This is a genomic window from Rahnella sp. Larv3_ips (genome assembly GCF_003697865.1).
GTDB lineage: Bacteria > Pseudomonadota > Gammaproteobacteria > Enterobacterales > Enterobacteriaceae > Rahnella > Rahnella rivi.
The window spans coordinates 60,111-76,365 of sequence record NZ_MJIB01000010.1 but is presented as its reverse complement, the minus strand read 5'-3'; the positions used below and the strand labels follow the sequence as shown (position 1 = coordinate 76,365).

Genomic DNA, 16,255 nt, shown 5'->3' with positions numbered 1-16,255 from the left:
TATTAAAAAAACCCCGCCTATGGCGGGTTTTTTGCTTTCTGATGGAATCAACAACTCACGCCTTCCGCCATCCCCGTGTCAGGACCTTTTCTATCTCGACAATCACAAACAGCGCGACGCCAATCAGCAATCCGATGATCCAGTAGATGAACGGCAGCGGACGTGTGCCGAACAATGTGTTCATCAGCGGGACGTAGATGATGATCGCCTGCAGGGCAAACAGCACGACAGTGACAATCCAGATCCCTTTGTTTTGCAGCAAACCACGGCTGAGGGAGAAATTATCCGAATCACGGCAGTTGATCATGTAAACCCATTGCGCGGTTACCAGCGTTTGCAACAATACGGTGCGGATGAATTCCGGTTCATAGCCACGGGGTTGCAGCCACGCCTCAAGGATAAAGGCGCTGATGGAAATCAGTAAACCGACGAAGGCCACGCGCCAGATGGCGTATTTATCCATCACATGCGCACTGACGTTACGCGGCGGGCGGCGCATAACGCGGCTTTCCGCTTTCTCAAACGCCAGCCCGAAGGAGAGCGTGGCCGACGTCGCCATGTTCATCCACAGGATTTGTACCGGCGTCAGCGGCAAAAGATTGCCCATCAGGATCGCGATGATGATCAGCAACCCTTGCGCAAGGTTGGTCGGCATGATGAACAGAATGGTTTTCTTCAGGTTGTCGTAAACCCGACGCCCTTCCCTGACCGCGTTGGCGATGGTGGCAAAGTTGTCGTCGACCAGGATCATGTCGGCAGATTCTTTGGTGACCTCCGTCCCTTTTATCCCCATCGCAATACCGACGTTAGCCTGCTTCAGCGCGGGGGCGTCGTTTACGCCGTCGCCGGTCATCCCGACGATTTCACCGGTTTCCTGCAAGGCTTTCACCAGCCGGAGTTTATGTTCAGGGCTGGTGCGCGCAAAGATATCAAACTGCACGGCGGCCGTTCTGAGCTGCGTGTCATCCATATGCTCCAGCTCATAGCCGGTGATGGAGTTGCCGCTGTTGCCAATCCCCAGCATTTTGCCGATAGCCATGGCGGTTTCCTGATGATCACCGGTGATCATCTTGACGCGGATCCCGGCCTGCTGACATTCAGCAATTGCGACAATCGCCTCAGGCCGTGGCGGATCCATCATGCCCGCAATGCCGATCAGCACCATGCCCTGATTCAGCTCCGGGTGATCGAGCGCGGTGACCGGTTGATCGACCGGCTTCCAGGCCGCCGCCACCATGCGCAGCCCTTCACTGGCATATTGCGTGATCGCCGATTCCCAGTAAGCGCGATCCAGCGGTTGTGCGCCTTCCGGTGTTTGCTGGAACTGGCAGAGTTTGAGCAGCACATCCGGCGCGCCGGTCAGCATCACTTGTGACTGGCCGTTTCTCTCGCAGGCAATCGCCATGTATTTATAGAGTGAATCAAACGGGATTTTACTGCTGATCTGATGCGCCACCTCCGGCAGATGCGCCTTGGCGGCCAGCACTTTCAGCGCGCCTTCGGTCGGGCCGCCGGTAATTTTCCAGTGCCCCTGCGCATCCTGCGACAGCGTGCTGTCATTACACATATCCACCGTGCGCAGAAACTGGGTCAGCAGCGGCGAAGAGTCCGCAGGCTGCGGAGTCGCCTGCCCGGCAAGGGTGAAACTCCCCATCGGTTCATAACTGCTGCCTTCCACCGTCCAGACGTTGTCCGCCAAAATCACCGCTTTGACGGTCATCTCGTTCATGGTCAGCGTGCCGGTTTTATCTGAACAAATCACAGACATCGCGCCCAGCGTTTCCACTGTCGGCAGTTTCCGGATGATGGCTTTGGAACGCGCCATCGCCTGCACACCCAGAGAAAGAATGATCGAGATGATGGCCGGTAACCCTTCCGGCACCGCGGCCACCGCCAGGCTGATGACAGAAAGCAGCAGTTCACCGAACGGAATATCGCGCAGCAAATAACCGAAAATCAGCAACGCCGCCATCATGAACAAAATGATGACGAAAATGGATTTCCCCAGTTTGTCGATCTGCACCAGCAGCGGCGTTTTGTTGTCTTCTATCGAGGAAAGCATTTCATTGATATGGCCGAGTTCGGTGTGGCCGCCGGTGGCAAAAACCACCCCGCTGGCGGTACCGGAGCTGACCGTGGTGCCCGAGAAGGCGAGATTCTTGCGATCGCCGATGGATTTCTCCCCCTCCAGCGAATCGGTTTTTTTCGAGACAACGGTCGATTCACCGGTGAGAATGGCTTCTTCAACACGCAGGTTATGGACGTCGATCAGGCGCAAATCGGCAGGGATTTTGTCACCGGGACGCAGCAGAACAATATCTCCCGGCACAATTCCATCGGTCCCCACGGTAACTTGTTGTCCGCTGCGTAATACCAGCGCTTCACTGGAAAGCATATTCTGAATGCTCTTCAATGATTTCTCAGCATTATTTTCCTGAATAAAACCGATCAGGGCATTAATGACCGCCACGCCTAATATCACCAGCGTGTCTACCCAGTGCCCCATGATCCCGGTCACCACGGCGGCGGCCAGTAATATATAAATAAGGATATCTTTGAAGTGAGAGATAAACTTTATAAATAAAGACTTACCTTCTTTTTGAGGCAACACATTCGGGCCATATTGCCTGAGTTTATTTTGTGCTTCCTCGGCAGTCAGCCCTGAGAGCCCGGATTGCAGGCCGGCGAGGCTTTCTTCTACACTCAGCTGATACCAAAGTTTATCCGATGACGACGGTTGTGCAGCCTGTGGCGTTGTATTATCCATAATCCTTTGACCCCTGAAATGGTTCACGAATAAGAGAATAACAAACGAATTATCGTGCAGGTTTCTGGCAAGATACGTAAAGCTGTATAAACTATAATATACCGTGTTAAATAGTGTTAATTACCTGCCCGGAAAAACGAATAAGCAAATAAAAACAACAGCTCACACCCGTCATAAGGGAATGCAGACATGATGAAATAAGTCAGTAAGATTACATATAAATCCCTGCATATATTGTTTGTATTTATTATTTCGCGCGTTGTTCAATGAGGGGAAGTATTTTGAAAACTCGTTTTTCTCTCACGCTGGTCATCGCTTTACTGATAAGCGCCTGCGATCAGAAAACTCCGGATGCGCCGGTCTTACCGCGCCAGGTCAAAGTAGCAACGGCAGACGCCGTAAGTCTGGCCAGTACGCGGGTCTTTCCGGCACGGATCCTGGCCGGTGATAACACCGACATCGCCTTCAAACGCCCCGGCCAGCTCGATGCCTTAGACGTACGCGAAGGCCAGGCGGTGAAACAGGGGCAAATTCTCGCCCGCCTTTCCAATAATGATGCCCGCCAGCGGCTCAACGATCGCCGGAGTGCGTCCACGCTGGCCCAGCGCCAGTTCGAACGTTACCAGACGCTGGCCCGCCGGCACGTGGTGTCACAGGCCGAACTGGAAGTTCACAAAGCCAGCCGGGATTCTGCCCTCGCCGCGTTGAAAATTGCCCAGGAAGAACTGAACGATTTGAATCTGGTCGCCCCGTTCAGCGGCGTTATCGCCCGGCTGAACGTACGTAATCATCAGGTGATTGCCGCCGGGCAACCGGTCGCCACGCTCAGCCGCGCCGATGTGCTGGATGTCATTTTCAGCGTGCCGGAAAACCTGTTCACCAGTCTGGATATCCGTAACGCGCAGTATCGCCCGTTAGTGCGTATCAACACCCTTCCCGGCCGCGATTTCACCGCCAGTTATAAAGAACACACCGCCAGCAGCGAGGCCAATACTTTAACGTGGCAGGTCACGCTGACTATGCCGCGCCCGGAAAACTTCCCGGCGGTGGCCGGGCTGAGCGGCACGGTGACCGTCAATCCGGCAAACCTCGCCACCGCAACGCCTGACAACACGCTGGTTGTTCCGGTGGAGGCGGTCTTTAACCCGGACAGCCAGCAGCGCAATCAGGCACACGTCTGGCTGATTGCCGGAGAAGGCGACAAACTGCACGTCGAAGACCGAAAGGTGACGGTGGGTGAGATGACGTCGCGGGGGATTGAAATCACCGCCGGGCTTGAGAAAGGAGACAGGGTGGTAGCCGCGGGCGTGGGTGAATTACACGCGCAGCAACCGGTACGCATCTGGACGCGGGAACGGGGTCTGTGATGGGCATCAACGACAGCTTTATCAATAACCCGACGCGCGTATGGCTGGTGATCCTGCTGCTCGGCGTGGGCGGGTTGATTGCATTGTTCAACATCGGGCGGCTGGAAGATCCGGCGTTTACCATCAAAACCGCCGTCGTCTCGGTGCAGTATCCTGGCGCCTCGTCGCAGCAGGTGGAAGAAGAAGTGACCTTGCCGCTGGAGAACGCCCTGCAACGCCTGCCTTACGTCGATAACATCACGTCAATTTCCGCCGTCGGTTTATCGCAAATCACCGTCAACATTGACTCCCGCTATCACTCCTCCGAACTTCCGCAGATTTGGGATGAACTGCGCCGCCGGGTGAATGATGCCACGCTGCAATTTCCGCCGGGCGTCAGTGCGCCCTTTGTGAATGATGATTTTGGCGACGTGTACGGCTATTTTTTCTCGATTTACGGCGACAGTTTTACCAATCCTGAGCTGCGCAAATACGCCGAACAGCTGCGCAGGGAACTGGTGCTGGTGCCGGGCGTCGGCAAGGTCGCCATCGGTGGCATCCTTCCTGAACAGGTCACGATTGAGATTTCCCGCGCAAAAATGGCGGCGTACGGCGTCACGCTGGCGCGCCTTTCGACCGTGCTTAACCAGCAGAACAGGGTGTCGGATGCCGGCAGTATGACCGTCGGCAGTGAGTCGATCCGCCTGCATCCCACCGGCGGATTTCAAAACATTGATGAGCTGAATAATGTCCTCATCAGCCCGGCGGGGTCGACGCACAGCATTTATCTGCGCGACATCGCCGTCATTTCTCAGGGTGTCAGCGATCATCCGGGCAATATTTATCATGCCAATGGCCGAAACGCGCTGACCCTCGGCGTCTCTTACATTCCCGGCGTCAATGTCATGAACATCGGTCACGCCATCGAAGCCAAAATGAAGGCTTTGCAGGCCGAAAAACCCGCCGGGATCCAGCTGAAAGTCTTTTACGATCAGGCTGCCGAAGTCAAAAAATCCGTTGACGGATTTATCATTAACTTCCTGATGGCGCTGGCGATTGTGGTCGGTACGCTGCTGATTTTTATGGGGCTGCGCAGCGGGATAATTATTGCGGTGTCACTGGCGCTCAATGTGCTCGGCACCTTACTTATCATGTATTTGTTTGGTATCGAACTTCAGCGTATTTCCCTCGGGGCGCTGATCATTGCGCTCAGTATGCTGGTGGATAATGCGATTGTGGTGGTGGAAGGCGTGCTGATTTCCCGTCAGCAGGGCAATCCGCTGCTGAACGCCATCTCACACATCATTAAGCGCTCCGCCCTGCCGTTGCTCGGGGCGACAGTGATCGCCATTCTGGCCTTCGCGCCCATCGGGCTCTCGCAGGATTCCACCGGCGAATACTGTAAATCGCTGTTCCAGGTGCTGCTCATTTCGCTGATGCTCAGCTGGGTGACCGCCCTGACCCTCACGCCGGTGCTGGTGAAATGGGCGTTTGCCAACATGCCGGTGGCGCAGAAAAAACCCGATGAACAGGCAGACCCTTACGGCGGCTGGATATTTCGCGTTTACCGCCGCCTGCTTAATGCGTTGCTGATCCGCCAGACCGTGACGCTGGTGGTGCTGGCGGCGCTGCTGGTGGCTTCCGTCTGGGGCTTTAGCTTTGTCAGGCAGAACTTTTTCCCTTCCTCCAACACGCCGATTTTCTTCGTCGACCTCTGGCTGCCTTACGGCACCGATATCAACTACACCGCAAAAATCGCCGGTGAGATCGAAAAAAATATCAACGGGCAGGAAGGCGTAGAAAACACCGTGACCACCGTCGGCCAGGGGGGAATGCGGTTTATTCTGACCTACAACGGCCAGCGCCAGTACTCTAATTACGCGCAAATCATGGTGCGCATGGACGATCAGCGCAAAATCGCCGGGCTTGTCCAGCGCACCGAGCAGGAGATCCACCAGAATTTCCCTGAAGTGAATGCCCGCCTGAAACGCATCATGTTTGGCCCTTCCGGCGACAGCGCGATAGAAGTGCGGATCAAAGGTTCAGATCCTGACACCTTGCGCAATATCGCCAGCCAGGTGGATCAGATAATCCTGGATGACGGCGCAGCCGACGGCGTGCGTAACGACTGGCAGGATCGCAGCAAAATGGTCCGCCCGACGTTCTCACCGTACCTTGGCCGCGAGCTGGGCGTTGACAGAGCGGAAGTCGACAGTGCGTTGCAGTTGAATTTCAGCGGCAGCACGGCGGGGATTTACCGCGACGGCTCCACGCTGATGCCCGTGGTGTTACGCCCGCCGGCGGATGAACGGCTGGATGTGGATCACATGGCCAATATCATGGTGTGGAGCCAGACGCGTCAGCAGTTTATTCCGCTGAGCAATGTGGTGAGTGAGTTCCGCGTGGAGTGGGAAGATCCGCTGATCATGCGTCGCGACCGTATGCGCATGCTGACGGTACAGACAGACCCGGATGCGGCCACCGGGGAAACCTCCGGCGACATGCTGGCGCGCATCAAACCCAGCGTCGAGGCCCTGAAACTGCCGCACGGCTACAGCATTGAGTGGGGAGGTGATGCGGAGAACTCCGCCGAGGCGCAACAGGGGTTATTCACCACGCTGCCGATCGGCTTCCTGATGATGTTTATCATTACCGTACTGATGTTCAGCTCGCTGAAAAACGCCATCGCCATCTGGCTTACGGTTCCTCTGGCGCTGATCGGCGTCACCTTTGGTTTCCTGCTGACCGGCATTCCGTTTGGATTTATGGCGCTGATTGGTTTGCTCAGTCTGAGCGGCATGTTGATCCGCAATGGGATCGTGCTGGTCGAGGAGATCAATCAGCAGAAAAAAGTGAAGAGTCAGGCTGAAGCCATTGTTTACGCAGCCACCTCGCGCCTGCGCCCTATTCTGCTGACCGCCTTTACCACCGTGCTGGGGCTGGCGCCGTTGTTACTTGATGTATTTTTCCAAAGCATGGCAGTTGTTATCATGTTCGGGCTGGGATTCGCTACAGTGCTGACACTTCTGGTTCTGCCTGTGATTTACAACTGTTTTCATCGTGAAGGACAACGCAGCAAACAATGAACACCACGGGACTCAACATTATTAAAACCCTCGGCTGCCTGACCGCCGTCACCTTTTTCACCGTGTACAACACTTACGACGATTACAACTATAACTACGACACCGTATTGGCCTTTCTGACGTTTATCTCCACCATCGCCACACCGTTATTTTTTGTGGTCAACGGCTACATGGACGCCGGTTCCTGCTCTGAGGACACCACCTCTGAATGGCAGATGAGAAAGATCCGCGGAATATTAACCCTGTTTATTTTCTGGTTCTCCCTCTATTACCTGTGGGAGCCGTATCAGAAGGGGTATCTGATCCAGCCATGGTTTATCTTTTCGCTGGTGATCATTTACACCTTCCACACACTGGTAGACTGGCTGGCTCAGCGCACGCGCGTGCTGGCGTGCGTGATTGCCGTCTTACTGATTTTCTCTTTCGCTTACGATCTGCTGGCGCTCTATTATCCGGCGCATCAGGCGTTATCCGTGCCCGCGCAGTTCCGCATCTGGACGTGGATCCTTTATTACCTGACCGGCCAGCTGCTCTTCGACCCGGCGGTTTCCAGGCTTTATGGCCGCCCGCGCGTGGCGACCTTCGCCGCAGTGGCCATTCCTTTCGTGTATATCTTCACCTGGCTGTATGAGAAGCACTTTTTCTTCTCGCTGTTCAGGCTTGAGCGCAACAGTTTCATCCTGACCGGCTCGCAGGTGTATCTGCTGGTGGTGCTGATCATCATTGCGGCCAACGGCGTGAAAGCAGACGCGGTGAAAAGGCCGGTCGGCGAAATGGTCGGCGCGCTCGGCAAAACCATGACCGGCGTGTATATCCTCCACTACACCTTTTTCAACATCCTGATCCAGTGGATCCCGATTCACTCACTGACCGCCAAACTCTTCGTCATCCTGCTGACGTTCCTGCTCTCGGTGGTGTCTTCCACCTTGCTGCTGAAAAATAACCTGACGAAAAAGCTGATTACCTTCTGAGAACATCCGCCGTGAAACCGGCTGAACGGGCATAAAAAAAGCCGAAGAATGTAGGTGCATTCTTCGGCTTTTGAACAGGTTCGTTGAGCAGTCAGCGTGCTTCATCCATAGAGTTTAAGCCGGGCCACGGCTTTGGCAGAGGCCAGATCGGCCTGTACCATCTCAATCACCAGATCCTGCAATGACGTTTCCGGCCCCCAGCCCAGCTTGTGGCGCGCCTTCACCGGGTTGGCGGAAGCTTTGCACTTTTCCGCCGGGCGGATATAACGGGGGTCAACGGCCACGACCACATCCCCGACTTTTAACGCCGCGGCAATCGGGCTGATAATGGCCGCAATCACCCCTTTCTCCTCGGTACCTTTCCCGACGAAACGCAGTTTAATACCCAGCTCCAGCGCCGCGAAGGTGACGAACTGACGCACCGTATACTGGACGCCGGTGGCGATCACAAAGTCCTCCGGGCTGTCCTGCTGCAACATCGACCACTGCATTTTGACGTAATCTCTGGCATGGCCCCAGTCACGCAACGCATTAAGATTACCGAGATACAAACACTGCTCCAGCCCCTGCGTAATGTTCGCCAGCCCGATGGAGATTTTACGGGTGACAAAATGTTCGCTGCGGCGCGGGGATTCATGATTAAAAAGAATGCCGTTGCAGGCATACATGCCGAACGTTTCCCGGTAATTCACCACAGTCCAGAAATCAGAGATCAGCGCAATGGTTTGTGGCGCACAAAGGCCGGAGGTCACCATTTCATTGATGGTCATGGCGTTAACCAGGCCGCACAGTTCTGAGGGCGAGGCATGATAATAACGGGTTTTATTCGCCAGTCCCTGAGAACGGATCCCTTCCAGCATGCGCAGCGCACTGATATTCGCCCTCATGGGAGGATAACAGGCGCGCAGACATTCCGCGGTGGTCTGGCGCAGACTGCCCAGATTATAAATTTCATCTGGCCGCAGGGTGGCTAACAAATCATTCAGACTGGCATCGTCAGAAAAATTTTCATCGTGAAGATGAAAATTCGGGGACTGAAGCATCAGCCCTTCAGCGGGAAATTCATTTTGCTCTCCCGCCACTACAGGAATATGTCGATTAATACCATGGACTGTATAGCCTTTTTTTAATAAAAGCTCAGCCAAATAAGAACCATCTTGTCCAGCTATACTGGTAATAAGTGCAACTTTAGACATACAGGATCCTTGGATTACAATTAAAAAGAACACATCTTTTTGGATGCACGATTAGAATTGTAAGGTCTTAAAAATAACAAATACAAACCAGACGTAAGAGATGAAATAAGACAAGGTGAACGTAATAAAAAACCTAGTAGATTATTTTTTTGCTCTCGCTAAATTCATTCCATTTCCCTTTTATATATTCCTCCAGCTCGCGGTGAAAACGTTCTGCAGAAAATCGCATTGCATTGTCCCGGCAGTCTTGCGCAAGAATAGAATTTCCAATCATGTCGAACTGCCGCACGGCCTGTATCACCGAGGTCACACTCTGTTCGGCATAAAACAGCCCGGTCGCCTTCGTTTCGCCGTAAGGTCTGATGGTTTCGAGCACGCCGCCTTTACCAAAGGCAATGACCGGTGTGCCACAGGCCTGGGCTTCCACCGGCGTAATGCCAAAATCTTCTTCCGCAGCAAAGACAAAGGCCTTGGCGCGCCGCATATGATCCTGCATAACGGCATCGGGCTGATACCCTAAAATCTCGACATTCTTTTCGGCCTTAGCCTTAATTTTTGCCATTTCCGGGCCATCACCGATCACCACCAGCTTTTTATCCGGCATCTGGCTAAACGCCTCAACAATCAGATCAATACGCTTATAAGGCACCATGCGGGACGCGGTAAAATAAAAGTCCTCTTTCTCTTCCTGCAACAGAAAACGCGTCACATCAACCGGCGGATAAATAACATCCGCATCACGCCCGTAGACTTTTTTTATCCGGCGGGCAATAAACTGTGAGTTCGCCAGAAAGTGATCAACGCCGTTAGCCGTGCGGTAATCCCAGATCCTTATCTTGTGTAAAAACCAGCGGGCCAGTTTACCTTTCAGCCCCTTGTTTAACCCCGCCTCACGTAAATACTGATGCTGAAAATCCCATGCGTAACGTATCGGAGAATGCACGTAGCTGATATGCAACTGGTCAGGGCCGGTTAATACCCCTTTTGCCACCGCATGGCTGCTGGACAAAATAATGTCATGCTTGGTCACGTCGAGCTGTTCAATGGCCAGAGGCATTAAGGGCAGATAGTGTTGATACTTTGTTTTGGCGAAGGGTAAACGCTGAATAAAAGAGGTGGTGGAGTCTTTGCCATAAAATAACTTTCTCGACTCATCTGATAAAAAATCCACTACGGAATAGAGTTCAGACTCCGGGTATATTTTAATAAATTCCGCGATAACTTTCTCTGCCCCGGCAAATGTCACCAGCCAGTCGGCGACAATTCCAACACTTACATCATTTGACATAATCAAACCTCAGAATTTTTATTATTCTTTGCACAAAATAGCCAGAATACTTTGTGTCTGCTTTTGCATCAGGGGGATATTGCCGCGCGACTCCACATTCAGACGCACCACGGGTTCAGTGTTTGAACTGCGAAGATTAAAACGCCACTCTTCAAATTCAAGGCTGATACCGTCGGTATAATCGACGTGCAGTGCGTCGCTTTCATACACGGCCAGTACCCGGCCAATAGCTTCTTTCGGCTGAAGGATAACGCTGTTGATTTCCCCGGAGGCAGGATAGGCCTTGATACGGTCATGAATCAGGGTTCTTAATGACTGGCCTTTCACTAACAATAATTCAGCCACCAGCAGCCACGGAACCATGCCGCTGTCGCAGTAATAAAAATCCCTGAAATAGTGATGGGCACTCATTTCACCGCCGTAAACGGCATTTTCAAGGCGCATACGCTCTTTGATAAAAGCATGTCCGGTTTTAGACATTACCGGCACACCGCCCGCCTGAGTGACAATATCAATGGTATTCCAGCTTAAGCGCGGGTCATGAATAATGCGCGAACCGGGATGTTTTTCCAAAAAAGCATCGGCGAGCAAGCCGACGATATAATAACCTTCAATAAATTCGCCGGTGTGGTCAAACAAAAAACACCGGTCAAAATCACCATCAAAGGCGATGCCCATGTCAGCCTGATATTTGATAATGGCATCTGTGGTATCCTGACGGCACTCCGGCAATAACGGATTAGGAATGCCGTTGGGGAAATTGCCATCAGGGTTGTGATGAACCTTAATAAACTCCACAGGCACACCCGCCGCGATAAAACGCTGTTCAATCGCATCCACCACATGCCCGGCAGCACCATTGCCTGAATTAAGCACTAATTTGAGCGGGCGGCGAAAATGTGAAAAATCGATATAGCCGATCAGTTTATCGACATAAGCATCGAGTACCGATGCCTGCTCATAAGTGCCGCGTTTTTCAGGGGCGATATCAGTAAACTGATTCACCTCGGCAAGACGCTGTATTTCGTGAAGCCCGGTATCGCCGCTGACAGGTTTTGATTCTTCGCGCACCAGTTTCATGCCGTTATAGTTCATCGGATTATGGCTGGCGGTCACTTCAATGCCGCCATCAAGGCTGAGATAGGACGTCGCGAAATAAATTTCTTCCGTCCCGGTGACGCCAATATCCACCACGTCCGTGCCAGAATCTTGTAATCCCCTTGCCAGTGCCAGTTTTAATGCTTCGCTGGTTAAACGGACATCGCCCCCTACTACCATTTTGGTCGGCTTTAAATATTGCCCGTAAGCCCGGCCGATTCGGTAAGCGATATCTTCATTTAATTCAGTACCCAGTTCGCCCCTGATGTCATACGCTTTAAAACACGTCAATTTCCCAGACATAATTAACCCTCAAATTAACAACGGCCATAATGGTCTTTGATACGAATAATATCGTCGTCTTCCAGATAGGCGCCGGACTGTATTTCTAATATTTCCAGAGGGATCTTTCCGGGATTTTCCAGCATATGTTGCGAACCGATAGGAATAAACGTGGACTGGTTTTCGGTCAGTAAATATGTTTTATCATCCAGCGAGACTTTTGCTGTTCCGGAAAGAATGACCCAATGTTCAGCGCGATGGTGATGCATTTGCAAAGAGGATTTTCCGCCGGGTTTTACGGTTAAACGGTTTACGTGATATCGAACCGTATTCACCACATTGTCATTTCGTCCCCACGGGCGATATGACTCGCGATGCACACGATATTCCCTGCGCTCCTGATTTTTTAAAAACTCAACGACTTTTTTAACGTCCTGCACCTGAGATTTATCAATAATCAATACGGCATCTTTGGTATTCACAATCACCAGATTCTCAACACCAATGGCCGCAATAAATTTTTCATCGGTATTGATATAACAATTTGTGGCGTTATGAGTGAAGACATCACCGGTCACAGCATTGCCGTTCAGATTCTTATTATTGACCTCCCACAGCGCCGCCCAGGAACCTACGTCGTTCCAGCCTGCATCCAGCGGCACAACGATAGCCTCGGTGGTTTTCTCCATTACGGCATAATCGACAGACTCGTCCGGGCAGGCGATAAAGGCCGCTTTATCCACACGGATAAATTCCTGCTGCTCATCAGGTTGCGCTGTCTCAATGGCTTTGAGACAGGCATCGAGAATATCCGGCCGGTATGTTGCCATCTCTTCCAGAAAGCGTTTCGCGCGGAACAAAAACATTCCGCTGTTCCAGTAATATTCGCCGGTTTCCAGATATTGCAGAGCGGTCTGTAAATCAGGTTTCTCAACAAAACGCTGCACCCGAAAAACGGGGGCAGACGGGTTGTTAAATTCCGTGCCGCGTTGAATATAACCATAGCCAGTTTCAGGCCCGGTGGGAACAATACCAAAGGTGACTAATTTCCCCTGTTCGGCAAAAGGAATGGCGTTGTTAACCGCCTGATGAAAGGCCTCGATATTCTCGATAACATGGTCAGCCGCCAGTACCAGTAATAAAGGATCATAATCCTCATCGATAGCGCTGAGTGCCGCCAGTGTAATAGCCGGAGCCGTATTTCTTCCGACAGGTTCAAGAATAATATTATTCGACAGCTGATTAATTTGTCGTAATTGTTCCGCCACCAGAAACCGATGCTCTTCATTACAGATCACCAGGGGGTTAGAAGTCTCTAAACCTTTTAAACGGGTAACTGTTTCCTGCAACATAGATTGCTCGCCATAAAGGCGTAAAAATTGTTTGGGATAAAGCTCGCGGGACATTGGCCATAAACGGCTACCGGTACCACCGGCCATAATGACGGGAAGGATCATGATTACCCTCGGTTGGTAAATTTGACAGTTGATAGTTAAAAATTAAATTTCCGGATAATGTCGTTTAATTTACCTGCCGACTTAGCCCAGGAAAATCGCTCTGTATTTTTAAAGCCTTTTTCAACTAACTGCGCCCTTAATTCCGCATCGGTGACAATTAAGCGTAATGCATTGATTAATTCGCTTTTAGATTCAGGATTAAAATACAAGACGCTTTCACCTAACACTTCCGGCATTGAGGCGGTATTTGACGATATTACAGGGCAACCACATGCCTGAGCTTCCAAAGGCGGTATACCAAATCCTTCGTAAAAAGAAGGGAACACGAACGCAGTAGCATGCTGATAAAGTTTAACTAACTCATCATCATTAACCCTACCCACAAAGTGAATACGCGGATGATTACGTTTAAGTTCTAATTTTGAGAAAACATCAGCACTTCCACCGATGATTTTCAAATCAATATCTAAATTGGCATCTGAGAAAGCATCAATTAACCCATGGAAATTTTTATGGTAATTAGTGGATGATACTGCCAACAAATAACGTTGTTTATCTGGATGAGACGCTAACTCTTTTGGGGGTTTAAATATATCAGAAACAGCGTTGTAAATTATTTTGATTTTTTCATCCGGGCACCGATAACGACTTGCTATTTCAGAACGAGAAAATCGGCTAACCGTGATAACCTGCTTACTGTTGCGTATTATGAGCGGTGAAATAACCCGATATAACAAACGAAAAGAGAAAGGGAAACTCTTCGGATACTTCAGATAGGTGATATCATGATGTGTGACAAGCTGATGAGAATAAAAAACAGGGGCTGTATTACACAAGTTGATCAATAAAGGACTTTTTCTTCTCAACAAATAGAGTGGCAGGGTAATCTGCTCCCACAAGTGCCCTTTTAAACCCGGCACTTCCTCAACATTGATACGTTTTAACAAAGACTGTTTCTTTATAGCTTTGATATCAGGCACAAGAAAAACCACATCATCTCTGATATGTTCAATCTGCAATGAAATCTCTTCGGCAAATCTCTGGACACCCGACATATTTTGAGTCAAAAAACGGCCATTAATATATATCATCACAAAATCAACCCAGTGTTATTTAAATTAAATTTGATGAGAATTAAATAAACATCGCAATATCAAATAGATTTACTTATTATTCTTGCAGGGTTGCCTACAATGATTGAATTTTCAGGAACATCTTGTATAACCAATGTCGACGCGCCAATAATGACATTATCACCAATTCTCACATCCCCAATAATGACGCTATTAGCGTATATTGTTACGTTATTACCAATAACCGGATAGGTGACACCATCTTCAAGTTTTGACCCTATGGTGACCCCTTGATAAATTCGGCAGTCCACACCAATACTGACGCCTCTACCGATAACTACGCCGAAGGGATGTGGAAGTGTGGTTCTGTTATTTTTTAAAACTTTAAGCCCTATAGTAAGTTCACTATAAAGTGCTATACGGCCGTCATTGAAATGGTACATACAGTAAATAACTTTAAAAAACTTCATCACTATTAAATAGAATCCACGCAGTATATTCCTCAACGATAACCACCTCGAAGTTAATGATTAAGACCGTTAATCTTTATCAGCCATTGCTGAAGAGAATAGTTCTGACCACGCTCCCATACCAGCTGGCCACCTTCTTGCGCGGTAATAACATAGTGCTGATTTTCACTACTGGTGAGTAATAAGTTTTTATTTCTGATAAGAGGGATAAGTTTTTTGATCAACTGAGCTGACTCCTTCTCACTCCCGTCACGGTATAGTAATCCGAAATTATGCTCTTTATTTTTCTTGTCGGGACCATCGTCCATTAAATCGTACCACCACAGCCCTTTGACATAGTTTTTTGAAGCCGCTAAAAGCGTATATTTGACCATGTTCTGTGCAGAAATAATATTCGATACACCACCGGTAAATCCTGAGCCGGTGGGATAGCCCATCTCAGTGATATAGAGTGACACTGCTTTACCCACTCTGTTTGTCAACGAAGCCTCGAAACTATCAAGGGCAATAAAACTCCCTTCCGGATCTCGGACACTAGCAGGTTCATTGAAGGCATAGGGATGAATTGAAATCCCATCGACATAATTCATTAATCCTTTATCAATCAGACCATTTAGCCAATTAACTTCATTCTTGTGTAATGGATTAACAGAGCCGGTAAGAACAACTGCACTTGGGTCTATTTGTTTTATTTTCTCAGAGGATTTTTTAACAAGATAAAGAAATATTTCATCATCGGGTTTATTTCTTTTTGATCCTACTCCGGTTCCAAGCAACCATTCATTCCATATTTCGTAGTATTTAACTTTTCCTTTATAGCGTGTGGCAACCCAGGCGACATAGTCTACAAACTTATCGACTTGCTCCCGGTTCTGAGGGTACCCACCATGTGTGTAGAGATTGTTGCCATATCCCAGAACAAAAAGGGTCGAGATATCATCAGATTGGCGACTATTCTTAGCAAAAAAGTTATCTGAATTTATTCGTTGCTTGGAAATATTCAGTTTGCCTGCTTCATTTTGTACAGAATTCCATGAAAAGCCATCTCTCACAGAATCAAAACCTAACCTTTTGATTATATCTCTGTAATCATCTGAGGATTGGTTGTAGTCGCTAAGATGAGTTGCCACACCAATATCCATACTTGCATTAGTAAAGGTGGGGATAACAAACAGTATTAAGGCTAAAATTTTGGCTGGCATCATATCTGTTCCATCCGCT

11 protein-coding genes are annotated in these 16,255 nt (G+C 50.0%); 3 read left to right on the top strand and 8 right to left on the bottom strand.

What is annotated here, in order from left to right:
• Positions 1-55: 55 nt before the first annotated feature.
• Positions 56-2,767 (bottom strand): cation-transporting P-type ATPase, encoded by a 2,712-nt coding sequence (locus ED901_RS14830; RefSeq protein ID WP_122096359.1) that lies wholly within the window; start codon positions 2,765-2,767, stop codon positions 56-58.
• Positions 2,768-3,048: 281 nt separating this feature from the next.
• Here ED901_RS14830 and ED901_RS14825 point away from each other — a divergent pair, with 281 nt between their 5' ends.
• From ED901_RS14825 to ED901_RS14815, 3 genes are read left to right on the top strand one after another with little or no spacing between them, the layout of a single operon-like run.
• On the top strand, positions 3,049-4,134 hold the full coding sequence (locus ED901_RS14825) for an efflux RND transporter periplasmic adaptor subunit (protein ID WP_122096358.1): 1,086 nt from the start codon (positions 3,049-3,051) through the stop codon (positions 4,132-4,134).
• Entirely contained in the window at positions 4,134-7,199 is a 3,066-nt protein-coding gene (locus ED901_RS14820; RefSeq protein WP_122096357.1) for an efflux RND transporter permease subunit, read from the top strand. Before ED901_RS14825 ends, ED901_RS14820 begins: the two co-directional genes overlap by 1 nt.
• Complete coding sequence (locus tag ED901_RS14815; RefSeq protein WP_112164147.1) at positions 7,196-8,170, top strand: acyltransferase; 975 nt, start codon at positions 7,196-7,198, stop codon at positions 8,168-8,170. The genes ED901_RS14820 and ED901_RS14815 overlap by 4 nt, the downstream gene beginning before the upstream one ends.
• 101 nt (positions 8,171-8,271) lie before the next feature.
• Here ED901_RS14815 and ED901_RS14810 read toward each other — a convergent pair whose 3' ends face one another.
• The 7 genes from ED901_RS14810 to ED901_RS14780 form a co-directional block, all read right to left on the bottom strand.
• Positions 8,272-9,366, bottom strand: a complete 1,095-nt coding sequence (locus ED901_RS14810; protein WP_122096356.1) for a GDP-mannose 4,6-dehydratase — start codon at positions 9,364-9,366, stop codon at positions 8,272-8,274.
• Positions 9,367-9,499: 133 nt separating this feature from the next.
• Positions 9,500-10,654, bottom strand: a complete 1,155-nt coding sequence (locus ED901_RS14805) for a glycosyltransferase family 4 protein (RefSeq protein WP_122096355.1) — start codon at positions 10,652-10,654, stop codon at positions 9,500-9,502.
• Positions 10,655-10,675: 21 nt separating this feature from the next.
• Positions 10,676-12,055, bottom strand: a complete 1,380-nt coding sequence (cpsG, locus tag ED901_RS14800) for a phosphomannomutase CpsG (protein WP_122096354.1) — start codon at positions 12,053-12,055, stop codon at positions 10,676-10,678.
• 14 nt (positions 12,056-12,069) lie between these two features.
• On the bottom strand, positions 12,070-13,491 hold the full coding sequence (locus tag ED901_RS14795; protein ID WP_122096353.1) for a mannose-1-phosphate guanylyltransferase/mannose-6-phosphate isomerase: 1,422 nt from the start codon (positions 13,489-13,491) through the stop codon (positions 12,070-12,072).
• A gap of 35 nt (positions 13,492-13,526) precedes the next feature.
• Positions 13,527-14,582, bottom strand: a complete 1,056-nt coding sequence (locus tag ED901_RS14790) for a glycosyltransferase family 1 protein (RefSeq protein WP_122096352.1) — start codon at positions 14,580-14,582, stop codon at positions 13,527-13,529.
• Between the two features lie 62 nt (positions 14,583-14,644).
• Positions 14,645-15,034 carry a serine O-acetyltransferase gene (locus ED901_RS14785; protein WP_122096351.1) on the bottom strand — a complete coding sequence of 130 codons (390 nt, stop codon included), beginning with the start codon at positions 15,032-15,034 and terminating at the stop codon, positions 14,645-14,647.
• A gap of 53 nt (positions 15,035-15,087) precedes the next feature.
• The gene (locus tag ED901_RS14780; protein ID WP_122096350.1) at positions 15,088-16,239 is read right to left on the bottom strand and encodes a cellulase family glycosylhydrolase; all 1,152 of its coding nucleotides are present in this window, start codon (positions 16,237-16,239) and stop codon (positions 15,088-15,090) included.
• Positions 16,240-16,255 lie beyond the last annotated feature (16 nt).

Bases quoted from the DNA above. Each gene is read 5' to 3' on its own strand.
- ED901_RS14830 (WP_122096359.1), bottom strand. From the start codon at position 2,767: ATGGATAATACAACGCCACAGGCTGCACAACCGTCGTCATCGGATAAA.
- ED901_RS14820 (WP_122096357.1), top strand. From the start codon at position 4,134: ATGGGCATCAACGACAGCTTTATCAATAACCCGACGCGCGTATGGCTG.
- ED901_RS14815 (WP_112164147.1), top strand. From the start codon at position 7,196: ATGAACACCACGGGACTCAACATTATTAAAACCCTCGGCTGCCTGACC.
- ED901_RS14810 (WP_122096356.1), bottom strand. From the start codon at position 9,366: ATGTCTAAAGTTGCACTTATTACCAGTATAGCTGGACAAGATGGTTCT.
- ED901_RS14805 (WP_122096355.1), bottom strand. From the start codon at position 10,654: ATGTCAAATGATGTAAGTGTTGGAATTGTCGCCGACTGGCTGGTGACA.
- cpsG (WP_122096354.1), bottom strand. From the start codon at position 12,055: ATGTCTGGGAAATTGACGTGTTTTAAAGCGTATGACATCAGGGGCGAA.
- ED901_RS14795 (WP_122096353.1), bottom strand. From the start codon at position 13,491: ATGATCCTTCCCGTCATTATGGCCGGTGGTACCGGTAGCCGTTTATGG.
- ED901_RS14790 (WP_122096352.1), bottom strand. From the start codon at position 14,582: ATGATATATATTAATGGCCGTTTTTTGACTCAAAATATGTCGGGTGTC.
- ED901_RS14785 (WP_122096351.1), bottom strand. From the start codon at position 15,034: ATGAAGTTTTTTAAAGTTATTTACTGTATGTACCATTTCAATGACGGC.
- ED901_RS14780 (WP_122096350.1), bottom strand. From the start codon at position 16,239: ATGATGCCAGCCAAAATTTTAGCCTTAATACTGTTTGTTATCCCCACC.